Below are 20,586 nucleotides of genomic sequence, written 5' to 3' on the forward strand. Positions count from 1 at the left end.
CCTTACCGCTTGGCGACGCCCCTACTGTACAACCCGCTGTTTAGAACCGCTGACAGCTTGCATTCACTTCCTGGCCAGTGCTTCGAGCGTGCGTTGCAACATCGAGATGTTACGACCCTTAGCTACAAAACTTGGCAAATGGTCTGGAAGTTGGCGGGCGACTTTATCAGCATCGTCCCGATTTGGGAAGCTCCCAAATATACAAGCTCCAGTGCCAGTCAGTTTTGCTTGAACAAATTTGTTCAGCAATATCAAAGCGTTACGAACTTCAGGATAGCGCTTTTGAACCACTGGCAGGCAGTCGTTATGACCACCCCCTGCAAGAAGGCTGCGAACTTTAATGGGCGGCGTATCGCGTGTCAACTCGGGGTCGGAGAAAACTTCTGCTGTGCTGACAAAGACTTGCGGGGCGACGACAAGAAACCAGGGTTCCTCCAGCGTCACCGGGGTCAGGCGCTCGCCCACACCCTCGGCGAACGCCGCGCGGCCGCGGACGAATACCGGTACATCGGCGCCCAGCTGCAGGCCTAGTGCGGCCAACTGGTCTTCGCTGAGCTGAGCACCCCACAGGTGGTTGAGACCGAGCAGGGTGGTGGCGGCATCCGAGCTGCCGCCACCGATGCCGCCGCCCATGGGCAGGCGCTTGTCCAGCCAGATATCGGCGCCCAGGGCTGTGCCGCTGGCCGCCTGCAGCAGGCGTGCGGCACGCACGATCAGGTTGCTGTCGTGGGGCACGCCGGCTATTTCGGTATGCAGGTGGATCTGGCCATCGTTGCGCAGGGCAAAGCCCAACTCGTCACCGAAGTCGAGAAACTGGAACAGGGTCTGCAACTCGTGGTAACCGTCGGCGCGGCGGCCGAGGATATGCAGCATCAGGTTGAGCTTGGCCGGCGCCGGCAAAATCAGTTCGGCGCTGGCGGGTATTGCCGGGTTGTTCATAGACCGAGCTGGCGCGGCTGCCAGTCCTTGATCACCAGGGTGACTTCCAGGTTGTGGCCGAACAGCTTGAGGCGTTCTGGCAGGGCATAGCCATTCTGCTTGGCATAGCGTTGGTAGTCGACTTGCCAGCCGTCCTGCTCCAGGCGTGCCAGGCGGCTGGAACCGTCCAGGGTCACGCGGCTCTTGCTGTCCGGTGCGGGCAGGCCGCGAATCCACCAGAGCAGATGGGACACCGGTAGATTCAAGCCCAGCTGCTCCTGCAGCAGTTGTTCCGGGGAGTCGGCCTGGTAGCGGCCCTGGTTGGCCACTTCCAGCAGGATGGCACCGGGGCGTCCGGTCAGGCGGGCGGCGCCGCGACCCAGTGGGCCGGACAGGCGGATATCGTAGTAGTCCTGGCGTTGTAGCCAGAACAGGGTACCGCTGCCGGAGTCCTGGGGGGCGCGAATCCCGACCTTGCCGTTGATCTGCCAGGCATCCAGTTTTGTGATCTGTTGCTTGTGGGCTTGCCAGAGACCGGCATCGCCCTGGCCCTCCAGGGATTCGCGGGGGGTGAGGCCGGCGCAGCCGGTGAGCAGGATGATCAGGCTGGCGGCAAGCAGGTGGCGCAGTTGCATCAGGGGGTCTCGGTTCCGGTCAGGCGCTGCAGGGTGCTGCGCAGGATGGGGCTGTCTGGATGTTGCTTGAGGTAGCGCGCCCACAGCTCGCGCGCTTCATCTTCTCGGCCTTGGGCCCAGAGCACTTCGCCCAGATGGGCGGCCACTTCCGGGTCGGGGAAGTCTTTGAGGGCCTGGCGCAGGAAGCGTTCCGCCAGTGGCAGGTTGCCCAGGCGGTATTGCACCCAGCCCATGCTGTCGATAATGGCCGGGTCACTGGGGTTGAGCTGGTAGGCGGTTTCGATCAGGGCGCGGGCTTCATCCAAGCGTGTGGTGCGGTCGGCCAGGGTATAACCCAGGGCATTGATGGCCATGGCATTGTCCGGTTCGCGCTCGATGATAAAGCGCAGGTCGCGCTCCAGCTGATCCAGGTCGCCACGCTTCTCCGCCAGCATGGCGCGGGTATAGAGCAGGTTGAGGTCTTCCGGGAACTGTTCCAGGGCTTGTTCGATTACCTGCCAGGCGCGCTCGTGATCCTGCTGCTTGCTCCAGGCCTCGGCTTCGATCAGGTGCAGCTGGATGGCGTAGTCGGGCTGGCTTTCCCGGGCCTTGCGCAGGCGCTCGGCCGCCTCTTCGCCGCGCTGTTGTTGAAACAGCAGTTCGCTCTGGCGGGCCTGGGCCGGCAGGAAGTCATTGCTGGGGCCGACCAGGGCGTATTCGATCAGGGCGCTGCTGGGCTTGCCCAGGGCCTCATAGGCACGGCCCAGGTTGTAGTGGGCGGCGTCCACATGGCTGCCGCGCTCGACCAGCTCTTCCAGGTAGACGATGCCTTCCCTCCAGGCTTCGGCCTCCAGGCAGATCAGGGCCAGGGAGAAGCGCAGGTCATCATCATTGGGGTGCAGTTGCAGCAGGGCGACAAATTCGCCCTTGGCATCATCCAGGCGATCCTCGGCCACCAGCAGGCGCGCATAGGTCAGGCGCAGGCGCTTGTCCTCGGGATATTGCTCGATACCCTTTTCCAGCAGCGGCAGGGCCTCGTCATTGCGCTCCAGGCCCTGCAGCAGGCGGGCCTGGAGCAGGATGGAAGCGGCCGGGCGTGCTTGTTTCGGTTGCTGCTCCAGCAGCGCCAGTGCCTCTTCCGGGCGCTGATCCTGTTGCAGCAGCAGGGCCTTGCCGAACTGCAACTGGCTGTTGTCCGGGTGCTTGTCCAGCAGGCGCGAGAAACTTTGCAGCAGGCCTGCGCGGGTATCGGCGTCGGTTTCCGCCGCGGACAGGGCGAGGAAGTCGAAGTGAGTGTCGCCTTGGCCCGCCAGCACGCTTTCCATAAAGTTCATGGATTCGTCATAGCGGCCGGCACGGGCCAGCTGTACGGCGGCGGCGCGCTGGGCGTCGATATTGTCAGGGGCGTTCTTGGCCCAAAGCAGGCTGGTGTCCAGGGCGGCTTGTTCGGCGCCCAGGTATTCGGCGATCCGGAAGCCACGCTCGGCCACTCCGGCATCCTGGGTCAGCTGAGCCTGCTCGACATAGTTGCCCAGGGCGATATCGAAGCGGTTGCGTTGCCCGGCCAGCTCGGCGGTCAGCAGGGCCAGCAGGGTGTCCTGGCTGAATGAGGCGTAGGTCTTGGCTGTGGCGGGCGCCTGGGCGCTAAGCGCTTCCTCCACCGGCGGTTGGCCGTCGGGGCTGGAGGGGCTGAAGACTTGGCAGCCGCCGAGCAAGGCAAGGGCGGTCAGCAGGGCAAAGGGTTTATTCATAGATAGTGGGTCCAGCCTGCGGTCGGGCCATCATGACACAAGGCGGATGGCAAGCCCATGGGGCTTGTGTGAACTGGGTTGTAGCTGCCGTGCTGACCTGCCAGTCAAAAAAGCGGGCGGTGGTTGTTCTGTATCGGTCGAAGTAGGACAATTGCCGGCTTAAATTTATCTCAGCGACTGTGCATGGCCTTTATTGCCCTTGGTATCAACCACAAGACCGCCTCGGTAGAGGTGCGCGAGCGCGTTGCCTTTACCCCGGAGCAGCTGGTCGAGGCCCTGCAGCAGCTGTGTCGTCTGACGCCCAGCCGCGAAGCGGCGATTCTCTCCACCTGCAACCGCAGCGAGCTGTATCTGGAGCAGGATCAGCTGAGCGCCGATGAGGTGCTGCGCTGGTTGGCGGATTTCCATCAGCTCAATCTGGACGAACTGCGCGCCTGTGCCTATGTGCATCAGGATGACGCTGCTGTGCGTCATATGATGCGCGTAGCCTGCGGCCTGGATTCGATGATCCTCGGTGAACCGCAGATTCTCGGCCAGCTCAAGTCCGCCTATGCCGTGGCCCGCGAGGCCGGCACCGTGGGGCCGCTGCTGGGGCGCCTGTTCCAGGCCACCTTCAGCACCGCCAAGAGCGTGCGCACCGATACGGCCATCGGCGAGAACCCGGTTTCGGTGGCCTTTGCCGCCGTCAGCCTGGCCAAGCAGATCTTCAGTGATCTGCACCGCAGCCAGGCCCTGCTGATCGGCGCCGGCGAGACCATCAGCCTGGTGGCGCGTCATCTGCATGACCAGGGCATCAAGCGCATCGTGGTGGCCAACCGGACCCTGGAGCGCGCCAGCCAGCTGGCCGAGCAGTTTGGCGCCCATGCGGTGCTGCTCTCGGAGATCCCGGATGAATTGGTCAATAGCGATATCGTCATCAGTTCCACCGCCAGCCAGCTGCCGATCCTGGGCAAGGGCGCGGTGGAGCGGGCGCTGAAAAAGCGCAAGCACAAGCCGATCTTCATGGTCGACATTGCCGTGCCGCGGGATATCGAACCCCAGGTTGGCGAGCTGGATGACGTCTACCTCTATACCGTCGACGACCTGCACGAGGTCATCGAGGAAAACCTCAAGAGTCGTCAGGGCGCAGCCCAGGCCGCCGAGGAAATGGTCGCCGCCGGCACCCAGGACTTTATGCAGCGCCTGCGCGAACTGCTCGCGGTGGATGTGCTGCGTGCCTACCGCCAGCAGGCCGAGCGTCTGCGTGACGAGGAGCTGGCCAAGGCCCAGCGTCTGCTGGCCAATGGCGGCGATGCCGAGCAGGTGCTGGCGCAACTGGCCCGCGGCCTGACCAATAAACTGCTGCATGCGCCCAGCGTGCAGATGAAGAAACTGACCGCCGCCGGGCGCCTCGATGCCCTGGACCTGGCCCAGGAACTGTTCGCCCTCGACGAGGGCACGCCATCCGATAAAGGGTTGCAATGAAAGCCTCACTGTTGAACAAGCTGGATAACCTGAGCGACCGCTTCGAAGAGCTGACGGCGTTGCTTGGTGATGCCGAAGTGATTTCCAACCAGAGCCAGTTCCGCGCCTATTCCAAGGAATACGCCGAGATCGAACCGGTGATCGCCGCCTACCGCGAGCTGCGCAAGGTGCAGGGTGATCTGGAAGGCGCCCAGGCCCTGCTCAAGGACAGCGACCCGGACATGCGCGCCATGGCCGAGGAAGAGGTGGCCGAGGCCCGCGAGGCCCTGGTTGGTCTGGAGAGCAACCTGCAGCGCATGCTGCTGCCCAAGGACCCCAACGATTCGCGCAACGTCTATCTGGAAGTGCGCGCCGGCACCGGCGGCGATGAAGCGGCGATCTTCTCCGGCGACCTGTTCCGCATGTATTCGCGCTATGCCGAACGCCAGGGCTGGCGGGTCGAAGTGCTCTCGGCCAGCGAGGGCGAACATGGCGGCTATAAGGAAGTGATCGCCCGGGTCGAGGGCGACAATGTTTACGGCAAACTCAAGTTCGAGTCCGGCGCCCATCGCGTGCAGCGCGTGCCGGAGACCGAGTCCCAGGGCCGTATCCATACCTCGGCCTGTACCGTGGCGGTGCTGCCGGAGCCGGACGAGCAGGCGGCCATCGATATCAACCCGGCCGACCTGCGCGTGGACACCTACCGCAGCTCCGGCGCCGGTGGCCAGCACGTCAACACCACCGACTCGGCCATCCGCATCACCCATATCCCCACGGGGACGGTCGTCGAGTGCCAGGAAGAGCGCTCCCAGCACAAGAACCGCGCCAAGGCCATGGCCTGGCTGGCGGCCAAGCTCAAGGATCAGCAGGAAGCCGCCGCGCACAAGGAAATCTCCGACACGCGCAAGCTGCTGGTGGGCTCGGGGGACCGCTCCGAACGTATCCGCACCTACAATTTCCCCCAGGGCCGGGTGACCGATCACCGCATCAACCTGACCCTGTATTCGCTGAATGAAGTGATTGCCGGCGGTGTCGAGGCCGTGATCGAACCGCTGCTGGCCGAATACCAGGCCGACCAGCTGGCGGCACTCGGGGACTGACCGCAGCACTGCGCACTCGCTGTCAGTTACAGCGGATGCGCAGGGTGGATGACGCCGTTTTCATCCACCACAAACCTGCACGGTGGATCGTTAAAACGCGATCCACCCTACGAGAGAACCATGGCCAGCATCGAAACGCTGCTCACTACCGCCGATCTGCCGGACTCGCCGACGCCGCGACTGGACGCCGAGTTGCTGCTGGCCGCCGCCCTGGGCAAACCGCGCAGCTACCTGCGCACCTGGCCGGAGCGTGAGCCGGATGCCGAGCAGCTGGCACGCTTCGACGAGTATCTGGCGCGCCGCCGCTGCGGCGAGCCGGTGGCCTATGTCCTCGGTCATCAGGGCTTCTGGAGTCTGGAGCTGGAAGTTGCCAGTCATACCCTGATTCCCCGCCCGGACACCGAGCTGCTGGTGGAAAGCGCCCTTGAGCTGTTGCCGGCAACAAAGCTGGCTGCCCTGGACCTGGGCACCGGCACCGGCGCCATCGCCCTGGCGCTGGCCTGCGAGCGGCCGGCCTGGCGGCTGACTGGGGTGGATCGGGTGGCCGAGGCGGTGGCCCTGGCCGAGCGCAATCGCCAGCGTCTGCAGTTGGGTAATGCCGGTTTTCTCCAGAGCCACTGGTTCGACGCCCTGGCGGGGCAGCGCTATGGCCTGATTCTGAGCAACCCGCCCTATATCCGTGCCGATGATCGGCATCTGGGTGAAGGCGATGTGCGGTTCGAGCCGAGCAGCGCCCTGGTGTCCGGCGCCGATGGCCTGGACGATATCCGCCTGATCATCGCGCAGGCACCGACTTATCTGGACAATGACGGCTGGCTGCTGCTGGAGCATGGTTTCGATCAGGCTGAGCAGGTGCGTGCGTTGCTCGCCGCTGCCGGCTTTAACGAGGTGCACAGCCGCCGCGATCTGGCAGGCCATGAGCGCATCAGCCTGGGACGTTTCAAGCATGGGTGAACAGATGCTGACGGATGAAGAATTGCTGCGTTACAGCCGGCAGATTCTGCTGGCGCAGATCGATATCGACGGCCAGCTGCGCCTGAAGAACAGCCGCGCCCTGATTGTCGGTCTGGGTGGCCTGGGCTCGCCGGTGGCGCTGTACCTGGCTGCCGCCGGGGTGGGCGAGCTGCACCTGGCGGATTTCGATACGGTGGATCTGACCAACCTGCAGCGGCAGATCGCCCACGATACAGCCAGCATCGGCCTGAGCAAGGTGGAGTCGGCGGCCAAGCGCCTGCTGGCGATCAATCCGCAGCTCAAGCTGCAGCTGCACCCCCATGGCCTGGATGCCGACTCCCTGGCCGGCGCCGTGGCGGCGGTGGATGTGGTGCTGGATTGTTCGGACAACTTCAGCACCCGCGAGGCGGTCAACGCCGCCTGCGTGGCGGCCAGGGTGCCGCTGGTCAGCGGCGCGGCGATTCGCCTGGAAGGGCAGCTCTCGGTATTCGACCCGCGCCGCGACGACAGCCCCTGCTACCACTGCATCTACGGCCACGGCAGCGAGGCCGAGCTGACCTGCAGCGAAGCCGGCGTGGTCGGCCCGCTGGTGGGGCTGGTGGGCAGTTTGCAGGCCCTGGAAGCCCTTAAGCTGCTGGCCGGCTTCGGCGAGCCGCTGGTGGGCCGCCTGCTGCTGATCGATGCCCTGGGTACGCGCTTTCGTGAACTCAAGGTCAAGCGCGACCCGGGCTGTAGCGTGTGCGCTGGCCATGTCGAGTAACGCGCCCATTGGTGTATTCGACTCCGGCGTCGGCGGCCTGTCGGTGCTGGGCGAGATTCGTGCCCTGCTGCCCAACGAGTCGCTACTCTATGTGGCCGATAGCGGCCATGTGCCCTATGGCGAGAAGAGTCCGGAATTTATCCGCCAGCGTTGCGGCCTGATTGCCGAGCATCTGCTGGCCCAGGGCGCCAAGGCTCTGGTGCTGGCCTGCAATACCGCCACCGCCGCCGGGGTGGCCGAGTTGCGCGAGCGTTATCCAATGCTACCGATCATTGGCATGGAGCCAGCGGTGAAACCCGCAGCGGCGGCGACCCGCAGCGGCGTGGTCGGTGTGCTGGCCACCACCGGCACCCTGAAAAGCGCCAAGTTCGCTGCCTTGCTCGACCGTTTTGCCAGCGATGTACGGGTGATTACCCAGCCCTGCCCGGGGCTGGTGGAGTGCATCGAGGCGGGCGAGCTGGATACGCCGGCCACCGCCGCGCTGCTGCAGGGCTTTGTCCGGCCGCTGCTGGACGAGGGCTGCGATACCCTGATCCTCGGCTGCACCCATTACCCCTTTATCAAGCCGCTGCTGCGCCGCCTGCTGCCGGAGTCGGTCAGCCTGATCGACACCGGTGCGGCTGTAGCTAGGCATCTGCAGCGCCTGTTAGGTGAGCGCGACTTGTTGGCCCAGGGGCCGGCGCAAGCTGCGCGCTTCTGGTCCAGTGCCACACCTGCAGCGATGCAGGCGGTGCTGCCGCAGTTGTGGGGGGAAACGGCGCAGGTTGCGCAGATATAACCTGCTAGCGGCGATACCAGGCTAACGGCCCCACCCTGTTGCGTAATGCTTTCTATACTTTGGGGGAGCAATGCTCGGCATTTCGTTAATGGGTGGGAAAGGATTATTGCCATGCACAAAATCGTGACGTGGGCTGCTGTTGCAGCTCTATCCTTGGGGCAAGCGGCGGCCGTTCAGGCGGCGGATATGACCTTCGCCATTGGTCAGTCGAGCGATTCGACCATGGTTTATCGTTTGGGCGCGCAGTTCGATTTCAATCGCAGCTGGTTTGCCAGCGATGTGGGCCGGCTGACCGGTTACTGGGATGCCGGCTATACCTTCTGGGATGGCGATGAGACTTCCAGCAACCACAGCCTGTCGCTGGCGCCGGTGTTTGTCTACGAGTTTGCCGGCGAGCGCTTCACGCCCTATATCGAAGCCGGTATTGGCATAGCCGCCTTTGCCCATACCGAAGTCGAAGACAACGACCTGGGGTCATCCTTGCAGTTTGAAGACCGTCTGGGTTTTGGTGTGCGCTTTGCCGGGCAGGAGATCGGCGTGCGTGCGGTGCATTATTCCAATGCCGGTTTGAAACAGCCCAATGACGGTGTCGAGGCGTATACCCTGCATTACCGCATGCGTTTCTAGGCTTTTTGCCGTCCGCCATTCCCCGCAGCCATGGCCGCGATCAACCTGTTCGCGGCGATGGCTCACACCGGGCGATAAATGCCCGTCATGCCCTTGCGCTCATCCAGACACTCGGGGGAGGCGGTTTCGAACTCGCGGCAGATCAACGGGCGCACCTCGTAGATGGTGCAGCGCATGCTGTCGCGGTCCAGGGCCGCGCACCAGCCGTCGTCCAGGCGGCGCATCACTTCACCGCCCCAGTCATCTGTGTCGATAAAGCGCGGCGGTACGCCGGTGTCGGTGATCAGCATGACTTCCAGCTGGCAGCAGCAGGCCGCGCAGTTGCTGCAGCTGACGGCGGGTTCGTCCGCGAGTTGGGTGTGGGGGATGGTCTGACTCATGCCGCGCAGTGTACGCCATCTGACTGAAGCCGCAGCGGTGTGCCGATGTAGGGTGCGCTGTGCGCACCGGCTGGATGAGCGGCTCGGTGCGCACGGTGCACCCTACAGAGCCTTGTAGGGTGGATGGCGCTTTATCCATCCACCGGGTATGGCGGTGTTGCTGGAAACCCGGCGCGGTTTTCCACGGGGCGGTCCCAACCCTACGCGGATTGGCGGGTGCGCAGGGTCTGCTCGTACTGGCTGCGGTAGAGCTTGGCGAAGCCGTGCAGCACCGGCATCACCACCGCCCAGATGGCGCCGATCAGCAGCAGGCTTTGCCAGGTGCCATAGGGCAGGGCGACCCCGGCGATCTGCGCGCCGCCGTAGTAGGACAAAGGGGCTGCGATGGCTCCCAGCAGGCTGCCGCGCCACCAGGGTTGTGCGGTCCAGGCCAGGCAATGGTTGAGGGTGGTGGCCAGGAGCAGCCACAGGCTGGCCAGCCAGAGTGGGATCAGGGTGCGTGGTTCACCGAAATCGAATACGCCGAGGTTGAGCAGAAAGCTGTCCAGCGCACTGCCGGCAATAAATACGCTGGCCAGCAGTTTGCCTTCCGCCGCCCAGCTGCTGGTCCAGAGCAGGTGCACGGCCAGGACGGCCGGTACGCAGAGTAGCCACAGGCTGTCACCGCCGAAGACACAGGCGAACCAGCCGAGCTGAAACAGCAGGGTATTGACGATCAGTTTGGGCAGCTGTGCGGGCATTGGGAATCCTTTGGCGTACTCGGCAAGATCAGTGCAGTTGGCCCAGCAGCGGGGCGGGTTTGGCGGCCGGTTTGGCCAGTAGCAGCTGTGCCGTGCCGATGGTGCGCTCGATAAAACCGCCCTCGCAGTAGCACAGGTAGAACTCCCACAGGCGGTAGAAGTAGTCGTCGTAGCCGAGCTGCTCCAGATTATGCCGGGCCTGACGCAGGTTGTCGTGCCACAGGCGCAGGGTACGGGCGTAGTGCAGGCCGAAGTCTTCCATATGGTGCAGGTTCATATCGGTCTTGCTGCTGACGATTTCCAGCATCTTGTTCACCGAGGGCAGGGCGCCGCCGGGGAAGATATAGCGCTGGATAAAGTCCACGGCGTTTTTCGCCTGCTCATAGCGCTGGTCACGGATGGTGATGGCCTGCAGCAGCATCAGCCCGTCGGGCTTGAGCAGGTTGGCGCACTGCTGGAAGTAGGTGGGCAGAAAACGATGGCCCACGGCTTCGATCATCTCGATGGACACCAGCTTGTCGTACTGCCCGCCCAGGTCGCGGTAATCCTCCAGCAACAGGGTGATCTGGCCTTCAAGGCCCAGTTCCTTGACCCGCTGTTCGGTGTAGGCGAATTGTTCACGCGACAGGGTGGTGGTGGTGACCTTGCAGCCATAGTGGCTGGCGGCGTAGATCGCCATGCTGCCCCAGCCGGTGCCGATTTCCAGCAGGTGGTCGCCGGGTTTCAGCGCCAGCTTCTGACAGATGCGTTCGAGCTTGTTCAGCTGGGCCTGTTCCAGGTTGTCATCGGCACCTTTGAACATGGCCGCCGAGTACATCATGGTGGGGTCGAGAAACTGCTCGAACAGCTCGTTGCCCAGGTCGTAGTGGGCGGAGATATTGCGTCGTGAACCCTTGCGGGTGTTGCGGTTGAGCCAGTGCAGGCCCTGTACCAGGGGGCGGCCAAGGCGGGCCAGGCCACCTTCCATGGCGTCCAGCACCTCCAGGTTGCTGACGAATACGCGGATGACTGCGGTCAGATCCGGAGTGCTCCAGTAACCATGGATATAGGCTTCGCCGGAGCCGATCGAGCCATTGCTGGCCACCAGGCCCCACACGGCCGGATCCAGCACCTGAATTTCGGCGCTGAGGCTGGAGTGGGGGTCACCGAATTCCATGCGTTCATCGCCCTCAACCACGATCAGCTGGCCATGGCGCAACTGCTTGAGCTGGCGCAGTACCGCGCGGCGCAAAAGGCTGGCACCGATGCCGCTACCGGCGCGGACGCTGTTCTTGGCGGAGACAAGGCTAGAGCTTTTCATGGGGCACTTCCTTCGAGACAGGGCGGGCGACGCGGAACTCACCTTCGGCGGCCCGGTGGCTGAACAGGGGGATGCGTTTGAGCAGCAGGCGCAGGGCCTGCCAGTAGATGGCGGCGACGGTCTTGCCGGTCATCCAGGGAAACTTCAGCAGATAGCGGTGCAGGCTGGCGCGATTCAGTTCAGTGCGCTGCAGGCTGAGGCTGGCATCGAAGACTTTCTCCGCGCCGTTCCAGTCGGCCATATGAATGCCGATGCGCTCGCCCACCGGGCCGAAGCTCATGCGGTACTCCAGTTCCCGGGGCAGGAAAGGCGAGACATGAAAGGCCTTTGCCACGGCAAAGTGCTGGTGACCCGTGCCCTGGGCCGGCAGCACATAGTGATAGCGCTCGCCCCAGGGCGTGTTGCTGACCTCGCAGAGAATCGCCGCCAGCTGGCCATCGGCCTCATGACAATAGAAGAAGCTCGCCGGGTTGAAACTCAGGCCCCAGCTGCGTGGCTGGGTCAGCAGGCCGATATGGCCCAGGGGCGTATGGCCCAGGGCCTCGCTGACCCGTTGGCGCACGGCATCGATCAGCTTGATGCCGGCTTGGGTGAATTGCGGCAGGTAGTCGCTTTCGCAAAAGGCAAAAGGCGCGAAGCGGCTACTGCCGGCCAGGGGCGACAGTGCCAGCACGGCGTCCTGCTCGCTCAGGTCGAGATAGAGCAGGCCCATGCGGTAGCGGAAATTGTGCAGACGCGGGGCGAAGCGCCGGTGCTGCACCCAGCCGCTGTACAGGGCGCTGTTTATCACGGGAGCGCCGTTCACTACAGGGCCTCGCCAAATTCGCGGGCCACGCGCAGGGCGCTGACCACGCCGTCTTCGTGGAAGCCATTGGCCCAGTAGGCGCCGCAGAAATAGCTGTGGTTGGCGCCGAGCAGTTCTTCCCAGCGCGCCTGGGCGGCCATGCCGGCCAGGCTGTATTGCGGATGGGCATAGGTGTAGCGCGCCAGGATCTTGCTCGGGTCGATGGCGGCGGTCTGGTTCAGGCTGACGCAGAAGGTGGTGTCGCTCTGAATCCCCTGCAGGATATTCATGTTGTAGGTCACCGCCGCCGGCTGATCGGCCGGCCCGCCCAGGCGATAGTTCCAGCTGGCCCAGGCCAGCTTGCGGTTCGGCAGCAGGCGGGTATCGGTGTGCAGCACCACGTCGTTGTCGGCATAGGGCAGGGCGCCGAGGATGTCCTGCTCGGTACCGGTGGGTTGGGCCAGCAGGGCCAGGGCCTGGTCGCTGTGGCAGGCGAAGATCACCTTGTCGAAGCGCTCGCTGCCGGCGCTGCTATGCACCGTGACGCCATCGGCGTCGCGCTCGACCCGGGTGACCGGGCAATTGAGGCGGATCCGCTCACGGAAGGATTCGGTCAGCGGCGCTACATAGCTGCTGGAACCGCCCTCGACCACGCACCACTGCGGCCGGTCGCTGACCGACAGCAGCCCGTGGTTCTTGAAGAAGCGCACGAAGAACTGCAGCGGGAAGCCGAGCATGTCGTTCAGCGACATCGACCAGATCGCCGCGCCCATGGGCACGATGTAGTGCTGGATAAAGCGCTCGCTGTAGGCGTTGGCCTTGAGGTAGTCGCCCAGGGTCATATTGCTGGCGATGCGCTGCTGGTTCAGGTCGTTCAGCGCCTCACGGTTGAAGCGCAGGATATCGCGCACCATGCCGATGAATTTCGCCGAGAACAGGTTGCGGCGCTGGGCAAACAGGGTGTTGAGGTTATGCCCGTTGTATTCCACGCCGCTGAGCGGGTCGCTGACCGAGAAGCTCATCTCGGTGTCCTTGAAGCCCACGCCCAGCTGGCCCAGCAGGCGGATAAAGTTGGGGTAGGTCCAGTCGTTGAACACGATAAAACCGGTGTCCACCGCATAGTGCTGGCCGCCGACCTCGACATCCACGGTATGGGTGTGGCCGCCGATCCAGTCGCCAGCCTCGAACACGGTGATGGCGTGTTTGCGGTTAAGCAGGTAGGCGCAGGTCAATCCGGCGATGCCGCTGCCGATAATGGCGATTCTCATGGAGTGTCCTTATGAACTTGATTGCGTGCCAGCTTGGCGCCGAGGGCCACCTGCACACGCAGGGGCAGGCTGCCGAGCAGCTTGAGGATTGCAATAAAGGGGCCGGGGAAGTTGATTTCCAGCGGCTGGCGCTGCAAACGTTCGGCGATATGCCGGGCGGCTTTTTCCACGGGCCAGCGCATGGGCATGGGGAAGTCGTTCTTCTGCGTCAGCGGCGTGTCGACAAAGCCCGGGCTGACCAGGGTCACGGCAATGCCTTCGGCATGCAGATCGATGCGCAGGGTGTCGAACAGGTAGCGCATGGCGGCCTTGGAGGCGCCATAGGCCTCGGCCCGTGGCAGCGGCATATAGGTCACCGAGCTGCCCACGCCGACCAGTTGCGGGCGGTTGCCCAGACGCAGCAGCGGCAGGGTAGCCTCGATGCAGTAGCTGGCGGAAAACAGGTTGGCGCGCATCACCCGCTCGACCATGGCCGCCTCGAAATGCCTGACCTCGACGTACTCGCAGGTGCCGGCATTGAGAATGGCGCAGTCCAGGGCGCCCCAGACCTGGGCGATATGCTCGCCAATGGCGCGCACCTGGTCGGGGTCGCTGAGATCGCCGGCCACCACCAGTACCTGCTGCGGGTAACGCTTGGCCAGCGCTTGCAGGGGCTCGATGCTGCGGGCGCTGAGGGCCAGGCGGTGGCCTTGTTGCAGCAGCTGTTCGGCCAGGGCGGCGCCGATACCGCTGCTGGCGCCGGTGAGCCAGATGCGTCGTGCATTCGCGTTCATGCCAGTCTCCGTTTCAGCCAGCGAATCACCTGACCCATCAGTGGCAGGTGTTCATAGAGTAGGTTGCCTGCATCGAAATAGTCGCGGTGACGGTAGACCCTGCCGCTGGCATTCCACTGCAGGTGCGAGCAGCCTTCCACGCGGATCAACTGGCCCTTGGCCAGGCGCGGGTGGCGATAGCTCATGGTCCAGCGCAGGTAACCTTCGCCTTCGCGGGCCTGGTCGAAGCCATAGAAATCAAAGCGCAGTTCGCTGACGTTGGCGTACATCTCGGCGAAATAGCGGCGCATATTGGCCAGGCCACGCACCTCATGCAGGGGATCGCAGAACAGCGCATCCTCGCTGTAGAGCTGGCCCAGGGTGTCGAGGTTGTCCTTGTTCAGCCCGGCAAAGTCCTGGGCGAACTGACGCAGGAAATCGCTCACAGGGCCTCCTCGCCGGCCAGGTGCGGCAGCTGCTTGAAGGCGGCCAGGGCGCGGGCGCGGCTCTTGCTCAGATCGACCATGGGCGCGGGATACTCGGCCAGACCGAACAATCCGCCCATGGCCGCAGGATTATGGATATGGCGCTTGTTGAGCCCGCCCAGTTCCGGCAGCCACTGGCGGATAAAACGCCCGTCCGGGTCGAATTTCTCCGACTGGCTGAGGGGGTTGAAGATGCGGAAGTAGGGCGCCGAGTCGGTGCCGGTGGAGGAACTCCACTGCCAGCCACCGTTGTTGGCCGCCAGGTCGCCGTCGATCAGGTGGCGCATAAAGAAACGCTCGCCCTCGCGCCAATCGATCAGCAGGTTCTTGGTCAGGAACATGGCCACGATCATGCGCAGGCGGTTGTGCATCCAGCCGGTGGCCAGGAGCTGACGCATGGCCGCATCGATGATCGGGAAACCGGTGCGCCCCTCCTGCCAGGCCTTGAGTTCGCGTGGCGCATCACGCCAGGCCACCGCCTCGGTTTCCGCGCGGAAGGCGCGGTGCATGGACACCCGCGGGTAGCCCACCAGGATGTGCTTGTAGAACTCGCGCCAGAGCAGCTCGTTGATCCAGCTCACCACGCCCGGGTTGCCGCTGTCGAACTCGCCCTGGTTGGCGGCCAGTGCGGCATGCAGGCATTGGCGCGGCGAAATCACCCCGGCGGCCAGGTAGGCGGACAGCTGGCTGGTGCCGGGTTGGGCGGGAAAGTCCCGGGCGCTCTGGTAGAAGTCGATCTGCTCACTGGCAAAAGCCTGCAGCCGCCGCTGAGCTTCGCCTTCACCTGCTGGCCAGAGCTGGCGCAGCTCGGCCGTGGGCTGGGCAAAACCTGGGACCTGCTCAGGGATTGGGTCGCTTGGGATGCCCAGGCTTGCCTGCGCCTTGGGCGTGGCGACCAGTCGGGGCAGGGCGCTGTGCAGACGCTGGTAGCAGACCTTGCGAAACTGGCTGTAGACCTGAAAGTAGTTGCCGGATTGGGTCAGCACGCTGCCGGGCTGGAAGAACAGCTGATCCAGGTGGCTGCGAAAGCTCACGCCTTGCTGCTCCAGTTCGGCCGCCACCGCCTGGTCGCGGCGGCTTTCATGCACGCCATACTCCTGATTGACCTGCACGCTGGCAATCTCCAGCTCGCGGCAAACCTGGGCAACGACCTGGGGCGCGGCGCTCCAGTCATCGGCGGTGCGCACCAGCAGCGGCACATTGAGTTTGCCCAGCTCGGCAGCCAGGGCCTTGAGGTTGCGCAGCCAGAAGTCGACCTTGCACGGCGCATCGTCATGCATCAGCCACTGTCCGGGGCTGATCAGGTACAGGGCCAGGGTCGGACCGCTGGCCATGGCGCTGGCCAGGGCGCTGTTGTCCTGTACCCGCAGGTCGGTGCGAAACCAGATCAATTGCCGCATGTTGAGTTCCGTCAGCTGTCGAGCAGGTTGAGATCGGTCAGGCTGTGCAGCGCCGCCAGGGGATCCTGGGCCAGGGCCAGATCCGGGTTGTGCGCGCAGAGCCTGTTGAGTTCGTCCAGATGGATCTGCACCGCTTCGCCGACAATCAGGCAGGGGCAGTCATAGCCTGCCAGCAGGCGCTGCAGATGCCCGGTATTGAGCGCCTGGCTGGAATACAGCAGCACCGCCCGGGGCTGGATGTGCTCAACCGCCAGGGCCAGATCGGTGGGCTGCAGGGGCCAGTCGAAGACCTCCACCGGGCAGCCGGCGCTGCTGGCCAGCCAGGCGGTCAGCCACATGCCGGGGGCCATGGGCAGATCCGATACATTGATCAGCAACAGGGTGGCGCCGCCGTGCTGGCGATTGTTGTGGTACAGCCGCGCGCCCAGCTTGCTGCGCAGCCAGGAGAAGAAGAACACCCGTTCGGCCTGGGCGCCGCAGGGATTGCGCCAGCGCAGCTCCAGCTCCTCCAGCAGTGGCAACAGCAGCTGCTGGCACAGGGTCTGGGGCGGGTAGAGGGCCAGTTCGGTATTGAAGCACTCGTCCAGACGCCGCTCATTGAGGTTGCAGATGCATTCCTGCAGGCGCTGGCGTTTCTCTTCCCACTGCGAGGTGGCTTCGCTGAACGCCGGCTGGCCACTGCGCAACAGGCCCTTGACCTGGCTGACCGAAACGCCGCGGCCGAGCCAGGTGAGGATGTTGTGGATATGCGCCACATGCTCGTTGGAGTACAGGCGATGACCCTTGGGCGTGCGGTGCGGCACGATCAGGCCATAGCGGCGCTCCCAGGCGCGCAGGGTCACGGCGTTGACCCCGGTCAGGCGTGCCACCTCGCGAATGGGCATAAAGCCCTGGGCGATGGCGTCCTGGTAATCGTCGGCGCCGGTTGCGCGCTCGTTAGACTCGATATGACTCATAGGGCATTGCGCAGGCTGAGGTCTTCCGGGTGCGGCTGCAGATAGACCTGCTGCGCGATGTAGTCATCCGGGTGACGGCGGAAGTGATGTTTGAGCAGGGTCATGGGCACCACCAGAGGCACCACGCCCTGGCGATACTGGCCGATCAGCTGCTGGATTTCGGCCTTGTCTTCACGGCTTAGGTTCTGCTTGAGGTAACCGCAGAGGTGCTGCAGCACATTGCTGTGGGTACGGCGGGTGGCGCAGTGCTTCAGCGCCTCCATCAGCTGGCTGAAATAGTGTGGGGCCAGCTCATTGAGATCGTGCTGGGCCAGGTTGCCGAGCAGACGGCCGAGGGCCTTGTACTGCATGGGGTGGGTGGCCATCAGCAGGTATTTGTAGCGCGAGTGGAAGTCGATCAGCGCCTTGCGGGTCAGGCCCTGGCGCAGCAACTGTTGCCACTCGGCGTAGGCAAAGACCCGGGTGATGAAGTTCTCGCGCAGGATCGGGTCATTCAGGCGTCCGTCTTCCTCCACCGGCAGATCCGGGTGACGGGCACAGAAGGCCTGGGCAAAGATGCCGCGGCCCTGAGGCTCGCTGGGGCGGCCGTTGTCCTGGTAGACCTTGACCCGGTGCAGACCGCAGGACGGCGACTGCTGCATAAAGATATAGCCGCACAGCTCGGTCTGCTCCTCGGCCACGCGCTCGCCATAGGCGGCCAGGGGCGCGGTGACGTCCACCGCGCGATTGACCGTACCTACCGCGCGCGGGGCCTGTGGGTCGCCCACCAGGCGAATCGGCTCGCGCGGCGTTCCCAGGCCAATGGCCACCTCCGGGCACAGCGGTACGAAGTCGAAATACTCGTTGAGGGTGCGGCTGCATAACCGCGACTCCTTGTGCCCGCCGTTGTAGCGGACTTCGGCGCCGAGCAGGCAGGCGCTGATACCCAGTTTGGGTTTGCCGGTGAAGGAGTGGCGTTGGCTCATGGGGGCAACCTCTGATGATGCTTACTTGTACAGGGAATGGTTTCTGTACAACTTGTCTCCATCATAGGGCTGATATTGTACAAGTCAATTATTTTGTACAGCTGTTGTAATGAAAATCTGGAGGGCGGGGGTAGGGGCGCCGTGCGCACCCTGTTCGGCAGCGGGTTAGCGGTGCGCACGCCGCACCCTACGAACCCAGGCTTTCTCGGGGGCAGTGGTAATGGGGGAGAGGGAAGGGGCCGACGCCAGGCTAGCGCCAGCCCATCAGCCAGCGCTCGGCATCCTGCAGTTCACGCCAGTCCAGCTGCCAGGTGCGTTTGCTGAGCACCGCTTGCAGTTCGACCTGCTGCACCTGCTCGTCTTCGTCACGGATCAGTTCGGTGACCAGAAAGTGCTTCTCACGCTGCTGCGGCTGCACGGCTGTCCACTTCGACAGCAGCAGCTTGCGTGGGTTAAGTCGGTGTTTGCCACCGACTTGAGTGCTTGACGCTGTCACTGCAAGTGCTCAAGCAGGCGCTTGGCCGCTTCCTGGCCGCTGAGCCAGGCGCCCTCGACCCGCCCCGACAGGCACCAGTCGCCACAGGCATACAGGCCCAGGTCGGCATCGGCCAGGGCGCCCCACTGGTGCGCCGTGGCCGGGCGGGCATAGAGCCAGCGATGGGCCAGGCTCAGGGCCGGAGCGGGTACGGCGCAGCCAATCATCTCGGCGAAGGCGCCGTGCAGCTGTTCGATCACGGCCTCCTTGTCCAGGTCCAGGTGCTGCTTGCTCCAGTTGCTGCTGGCGTGCAGCACCCAGGTGTCCATGGCCGTGTCGCGCCCGGGTTTGCTGCGGTTGCGCGCCAGCCAGTCCAGCGGGCTGTCCTGCACAAAGCAGCCTTCCATGGGGGTTTCCAGGGGCGTATTGAAGGCCAGGGCCACGGCCCAGGTCGGATCCATGGCCACGCCGGCGGCGGCACTGGCCAGCTTGGGTGCGCTGGACAGCAGGGCGGTGGCCTGGGGTGCCGGGGTGGCGACGATCACATGGCTGAAGGGGCCATGGCTGTTGCCTTCGGCATCCAGCAGGTGCCAGTGCTGTTCACCGCGAAACACCTCGGTGATGCGGCAGGAAAAATGCACCGGCAGGGCGCCAAGCAGGGCGCGGGTAATGGCGCTCATGCGCGGGGCGCCGACCCAGCGTACCTGCTCGTCCGGTGAGGCGCTGAGCTGGCCGTTGCGGCTGTTGTAGAGGCTCGGTGTCCATTCGGCGACCCAGCCACGGGCCTGCCACTGCTGCACCACCTCGACAAAGCGGCGATCGCGGGCGGTGAAATACTGCGCGCCCAGATCCAGGGCGCCGGCATCGCTGCGCTTGCTCGACATGCGCCCGCCACTGCCACGGCTCTTGTCGAACAGCTGTACGCTGTGGCCGGCGTTGTGCAGGGCCTGGGCGGCGGACAGTCCGGCAATGCCGGTACCGATAATGGCGATAGGGTGAACTGTGCTCATGATTAACCTCGTCTCGTGGGCACTAGGCTACGCTTTAGACAAAAGCTATACAATATGGTTTTTATGTATAAGCTATGCCGCTATCAATCGCGCCTACCTATAGTTAAGACAACTGGCCGTCTTTATAAAGGCACGGCGCGACATAAATTGGTGAGCCGGCATCCTTGATTGTTGGCTTAAGCGAGGAACATGCCATGCATATTCTCCTGACCGGTGGTACCGGCCTGATCGGCCGTGCGCTATGTCGGCACTGGGCGCAGCAGGGGCATCAGCTGACCGTGTGGAGCCGCACGCCGCAGCAGGTGCCGCGCCTGTGCGGGGCTGATGTGCGCGGTATTGGCCGCCTGGAAGAACTGACCGATAAGCCCGTGGATGCGGTGGTCAACCTGGCCGGTGCGCCGATTGCCGACCGGCCCTGGACGCGCAAGCGCAAGGCGCTGCTGTGGGCCAGCCGCATCGGCCTGACCGAGCAGCTGCTGGCCTGGCTGGAGAGTCGTGCGCACAAACCCCGGGTGTTGCTGTCCGGGTCGGCGGTGGGCTGGTATGGCGATGGCGGCGAGCGTGAGTTGCATGAGGACTCGCCCCAGGTCTGCGATGACTTTCCCGCCCAGCTGTGCGGCGCCTGGGAGGAAACCGCCCTGCGTGCCGAAACCCTGGGCATGCGCGTGGTGCTGCTACGCACCGGCCTGGTGCTGGCGGCCGAGGGCGGCCTGCTCAAGCGCCTGCTGCTGCCATTCAAGCTGGGCCTGGGTGGCCCCCTGGGCAGTGGCCGGCAGTGGATGCCATGGATTCATATCAGTGACCAGATCGCCCTGATTGATTTTCTTCTGCAGCAGGAGCAGGCCAGCGGTCCTTATAATGCCTGCGCGCCCAACCCGGTGCGCAACCGCGAGCTCAGTCAGGCCCTGGGCCGTGAGCTGCACCGTCCGGCCTTTATGCCGGCACCGGCCTTTGTCCTGCGCCTGGCCCTGGGCGAGCTGTCCGGGTTGCTCCTGGGCGGACAGCGTGCCTTGCCGACGCGCTTGCTCGATGCAGGCTTCAGTTTTCGTTTCACTCACTTGGATGTGGCCCTGGCGGATCTGCTGGGCCAACCAGATAGGGTCTGTTGACGTTTCGCTGCGGCCGC

At 64.3% G+C, this 20,586-nt stretch carries 22 protein-coding genes and 1 tRNA gene (1 of these 23 only partly in view); 7 read left to right on the forward strand and 16 right to left on the reverse strand.

From position 1 onward, the window contains the following. The 4 genes from GJV18_RS18570 to GJV18_RS06930 all read right to left on the reverse strand — a co-directional run. Positions 1–23: transfer RNA gene (locus GJV18_RS18570), tRNA-Gln, on the reverse strand; it reaches 152 nt to the left of the window's first position. A 40-nt stretch (positions 24–63) separates the two neighbouring features. Further along, positions 64–939: a 4-(cytidine 5'-diphospho)-2-C-methyl-D-erythritol kinase gene (gene ispE / locus GJV18_RS06920; RefSeq protein WP_160343967.1), complete on the reverse strand. Its 876-nt coding sequence runs from the start codon at positions 937–939 to the stop codon at positions 64–66. Next, the gene (lolB, locus tag GJV18_RS06925) at positions 936–1,553 is read right to left on the reverse strand and encodes a lipoprotein insertase outer membrane protein LolB (RefSeq protein ID WP_160343968.1); all 618 of its coding nucleotides are present in this window, start codon (positions 1,551–1,553) and stop codon (positions 936–938) included. Before lolB ends, ispE begins: the two co-directional genes overlap by 4 nt. Beyond that, the gene (locus tag GJV18_RS06930; RefSeq protein WP_160343969.1) at positions 1,553–3,283 is read right to left on the reverse strand and encodes a tetratricopeptide repeat protein; all 1,731 of its coding nucleotides are present in this window, start codon (positions 3,281–3,283) and stop codon (positions 1,553–1,555) included. Before GJV18_RS06930 ends, lolB begins: the two co-directional genes overlap by 1 nt. Before the next feature lie 183 nt (positions 3,284–3,466). Here GJV18_RS06930 and hemA point away from each other — a divergent pair, with 183 nt between their 5' ends. From hemA to GJV18_RS06960, 6 genes are all read left to right on the forward strand, one after another. Further along, positions 3,467–4,747 (forward strand): glutamyl-tRNA reductase, encoded by a 1,281-nt coding sequence (gene hemA / locus GJV18_RS06935; protein ID WP_160343970.1) that lies wholly within the window; start codon positions 3,467–3,469, stop codon positions 4,745–4,747. Further along, positions 4,744–5,826, forward strand: a complete 1,083-nt coding sequence (gene prfA / locus GJV18_RS06940; RefSeq protein ID WP_160343971.1) for a peptide chain release factor 1 — start codon at positions 4,744–4,746, stop codon at positions 5,824–5,826. Before hemA ends, prfA begins: the two co-directional genes overlap by 4 nt. A gap of 120 nt (positions 5,827–5,946) precedes the next feature. Next, positions 5,947–6,780, forward strand: coding sequence for a peptide chain release factor N(5)-glutamine methyltransferase (gene prmC / locus GJV18_RS06945; protein WP_160343972.1), 834 nt, complete (start codon positions 5,947–5,949; stop codon positions 6,778–6,780). A gap of 4 nt (positions 6,781–6,784) precedes the next feature. Then, on the forward strand, positions 6,785–7,540 hold the full coding sequence (locus tag GJV18_RS06950; protein ID WP_160346013.1) for a molybdopterin-synthase adenylyltransferase MoeB: 756 nt from the start codon (positions 6,785–6,787) through the stop codon (positions 7,538–7,540). Next, complete coding sequence (murI, locus tag GJV18_RS06955) at positions 7,530–8,318, forward strand: glutamate racemase (RefSeq protein WP_160343973.1); 789 nt, start codon at positions 7,530–7,532, stop codon at positions 8,316–8,318. The genes GJV18_RS06950 and murI overlap by 11 nt, the downstream gene beginning before the upstream one ends. A 111-nt stretch (positions 8,319–8,429) precedes the next feature. Continuing rightward, a complete protein-coding gene (locus tag GJV18_RS06960; RefSeq protein ID WP_160343974.1) occupies positions 8,430–8,945 on the forward strand; it encodes an acyloxyacyl hydrolase in 516 nt (171 codons plus the stop codon). Between the two features lie 62 nt (positions 8,946–9,007). On the opposite strand, the gene GJV18_RS06965 is transcribed toward GJV18_RS06960, so the two are convergent. From GJV18_RS06965 to GJV18_RS07020, 12 genes are all read right to left on the reverse strand, one after another. After that, positions 9,008–9,325: a YkgJ family cysteine cluster protein gene (locus tag GJV18_RS06965; RefSeq protein WP_160343975.1), complete on the reverse strand. Its 318-nt coding sequence runs from the start codon at positions 9,323–9,325 to the stop codon at positions 9,008–9,010. A 200-nt stretch (positions 9,326–9,525) separates the two neighbouring features. Further along, positions 9,526–10,053 carry a DUF2878 domain-containing protein gene (locus tag GJV18_RS06970; RefSeq protein WP_160346015.1) on the reverse strand — a complete coding sequence of 176 codons (528 nt, stop codon included), beginning with the start codon at positions 10,051–10,053 and terminating at the stop codon, positions 9,526–9,528. 40 nt (positions 10,054–10,093) lie between these two features. Next, positions 10,094–11,365 (reverse strand): SAM-dependent methyltransferase, encoded by a 1,272-nt coding sequence (locus GJV18_RS06975; protein WP_160343976.1) that lies wholly within the window; start codon positions 11,363–11,365, stop codon positions 10,094–10,096. Next, a complete protein-coding gene (locus GJV18_RS06980) occupies positions 11,352–12,152 on the reverse strand; it encodes a DUF1365 domain-containing protein (RefSeq protein WP_160346017.1) in 801 nt (266 codons plus the stop codon). Before GJV18_RS06980 ends, GJV18_RS06975 begins: the two co-directional genes overlap by 14 nt. A 17-nt stretch (positions 12,153–12,169) precedes the next feature. Next, entirely contained in the window at positions 12,170–13,417 is a 1,248-nt protein-coding gene (locus GJV18_RS06985; RefSeq protein ID WP_160343977.1) for an NAD(P)/FAD-dependent oxidoreductase, read from the reverse strand. After that, positions 13,414–14,190 (reverse strand): SDR family NAD(P)-dependent oxidoreductase, encoded by a 777-nt coding sequence (locus GJV18_RS06990; protein ID WP_160343978.1) that lies wholly within the window; start codon positions 14,188–14,190, stop codon positions 13,414–13,416. The genes GJV18_RS06985 and GJV18_RS06990 overlap by 4 nt, the downstream gene beginning before the upstream one ends. After that, positions 14,187–14,615: a nuclear transport factor 2 family protein gene (locus GJV18_RS06995; protein WP_160343979.1), complete on the reverse strand. Its 429-nt coding sequence runs from the start codon at positions 14,613–14,615 to the stop codon at positions 14,187–14,189. Before GJV18_RS06995 ends, GJV18_RS06990 begins: the two co-directional genes overlap by 4 nt. Beyond that, on the reverse strand, positions 14,612–16,054 hold the full coding sequence (gene phrB / locus GJV18_RS07000) for a deoxyribodipyrimidine photo-lyase (protein ID WP_160343980.1): 1,443 nt from the start codon (positions 16,052–16,054) through the stop codon (positions 14,612–14,614). Before phrB ends, GJV18_RS06995 begins: the two co-directional genes overlap by 4 nt. 11 nt (positions 16,055–16,065) lie before the next feature. Beyond that, entirely contained in the window at positions 16,066–17,010 is a 945-nt protein-coding gene (locus GJV18_RS07005) for a MerR family transcriptional regulator (RefSeq protein WP_160343981.1), read from the reverse strand. After that, a complete protein-coding gene (locus GJV18_RS07010) occupies positions 17,007–17,975 on the reverse strand; it encodes a YbgA family protein (RefSeq protein WP_160343982.1) in 969 nt (322 codons plus the stop codon). The genes GJV18_RS07005 and GJV18_RS07010 overlap by 4 nt, the downstream gene beginning before the upstream one ends. Before the next feature lie 250 nt (positions 17,976–18,225). Then, positions 18,226–18,471: a TIGR02450 family Trp-rich protein gene (locus GJV18_RS07015; protein ID WP_160343983.1), complete on the reverse strand. Its 246-nt coding sequence runs from the start codon at positions 18,469–18,471 to the stop codon at positions 18,226–18,228. Then, a complete protein-coding gene (locus tag GJV18_RS07020; protein WP_160343984.1) occupies positions 18,468–19,460 on the reverse strand; it encodes an NAD(P)/FAD-dependent oxidoreductase in 993 nt (330 codons plus the stop codon). The genes GJV18_RS07015 and GJV18_RS07020 overlap by 4 nt, the downstream gene beginning before the upstream one ends. A gap of 194 nt (positions 19,461–19,654) precedes the next feature. On the opposite strand from GJV18_RS07020, the gene GJV18_RS07025 reads away from it, so the two are divergent. Next, complete coding sequence (locus tag GJV18_RS07025) at positions 19,655–20,569, forward strand: TIGR01777 family oxidoreductase (protein ID WP_160343985.1); 915 nt, start codon at positions 19,655–19,657, stop codon at positions 20,567–20,569. The last annotated feature ends 17 nt before the right edge of the window (positions 20,570–20,586 follow it).

The organism is Pseudomonas xionganensis (genome assembly GCF_009763245.1).
GTDB classification, from domain to species: domain Bacteria; phylum Pseudomonadota; class Gammaproteobacteria; order Pseudomonadales; family Pseudomonadaceae; genus Aquipseudomonas; species Aquipseudomonas xionganensis.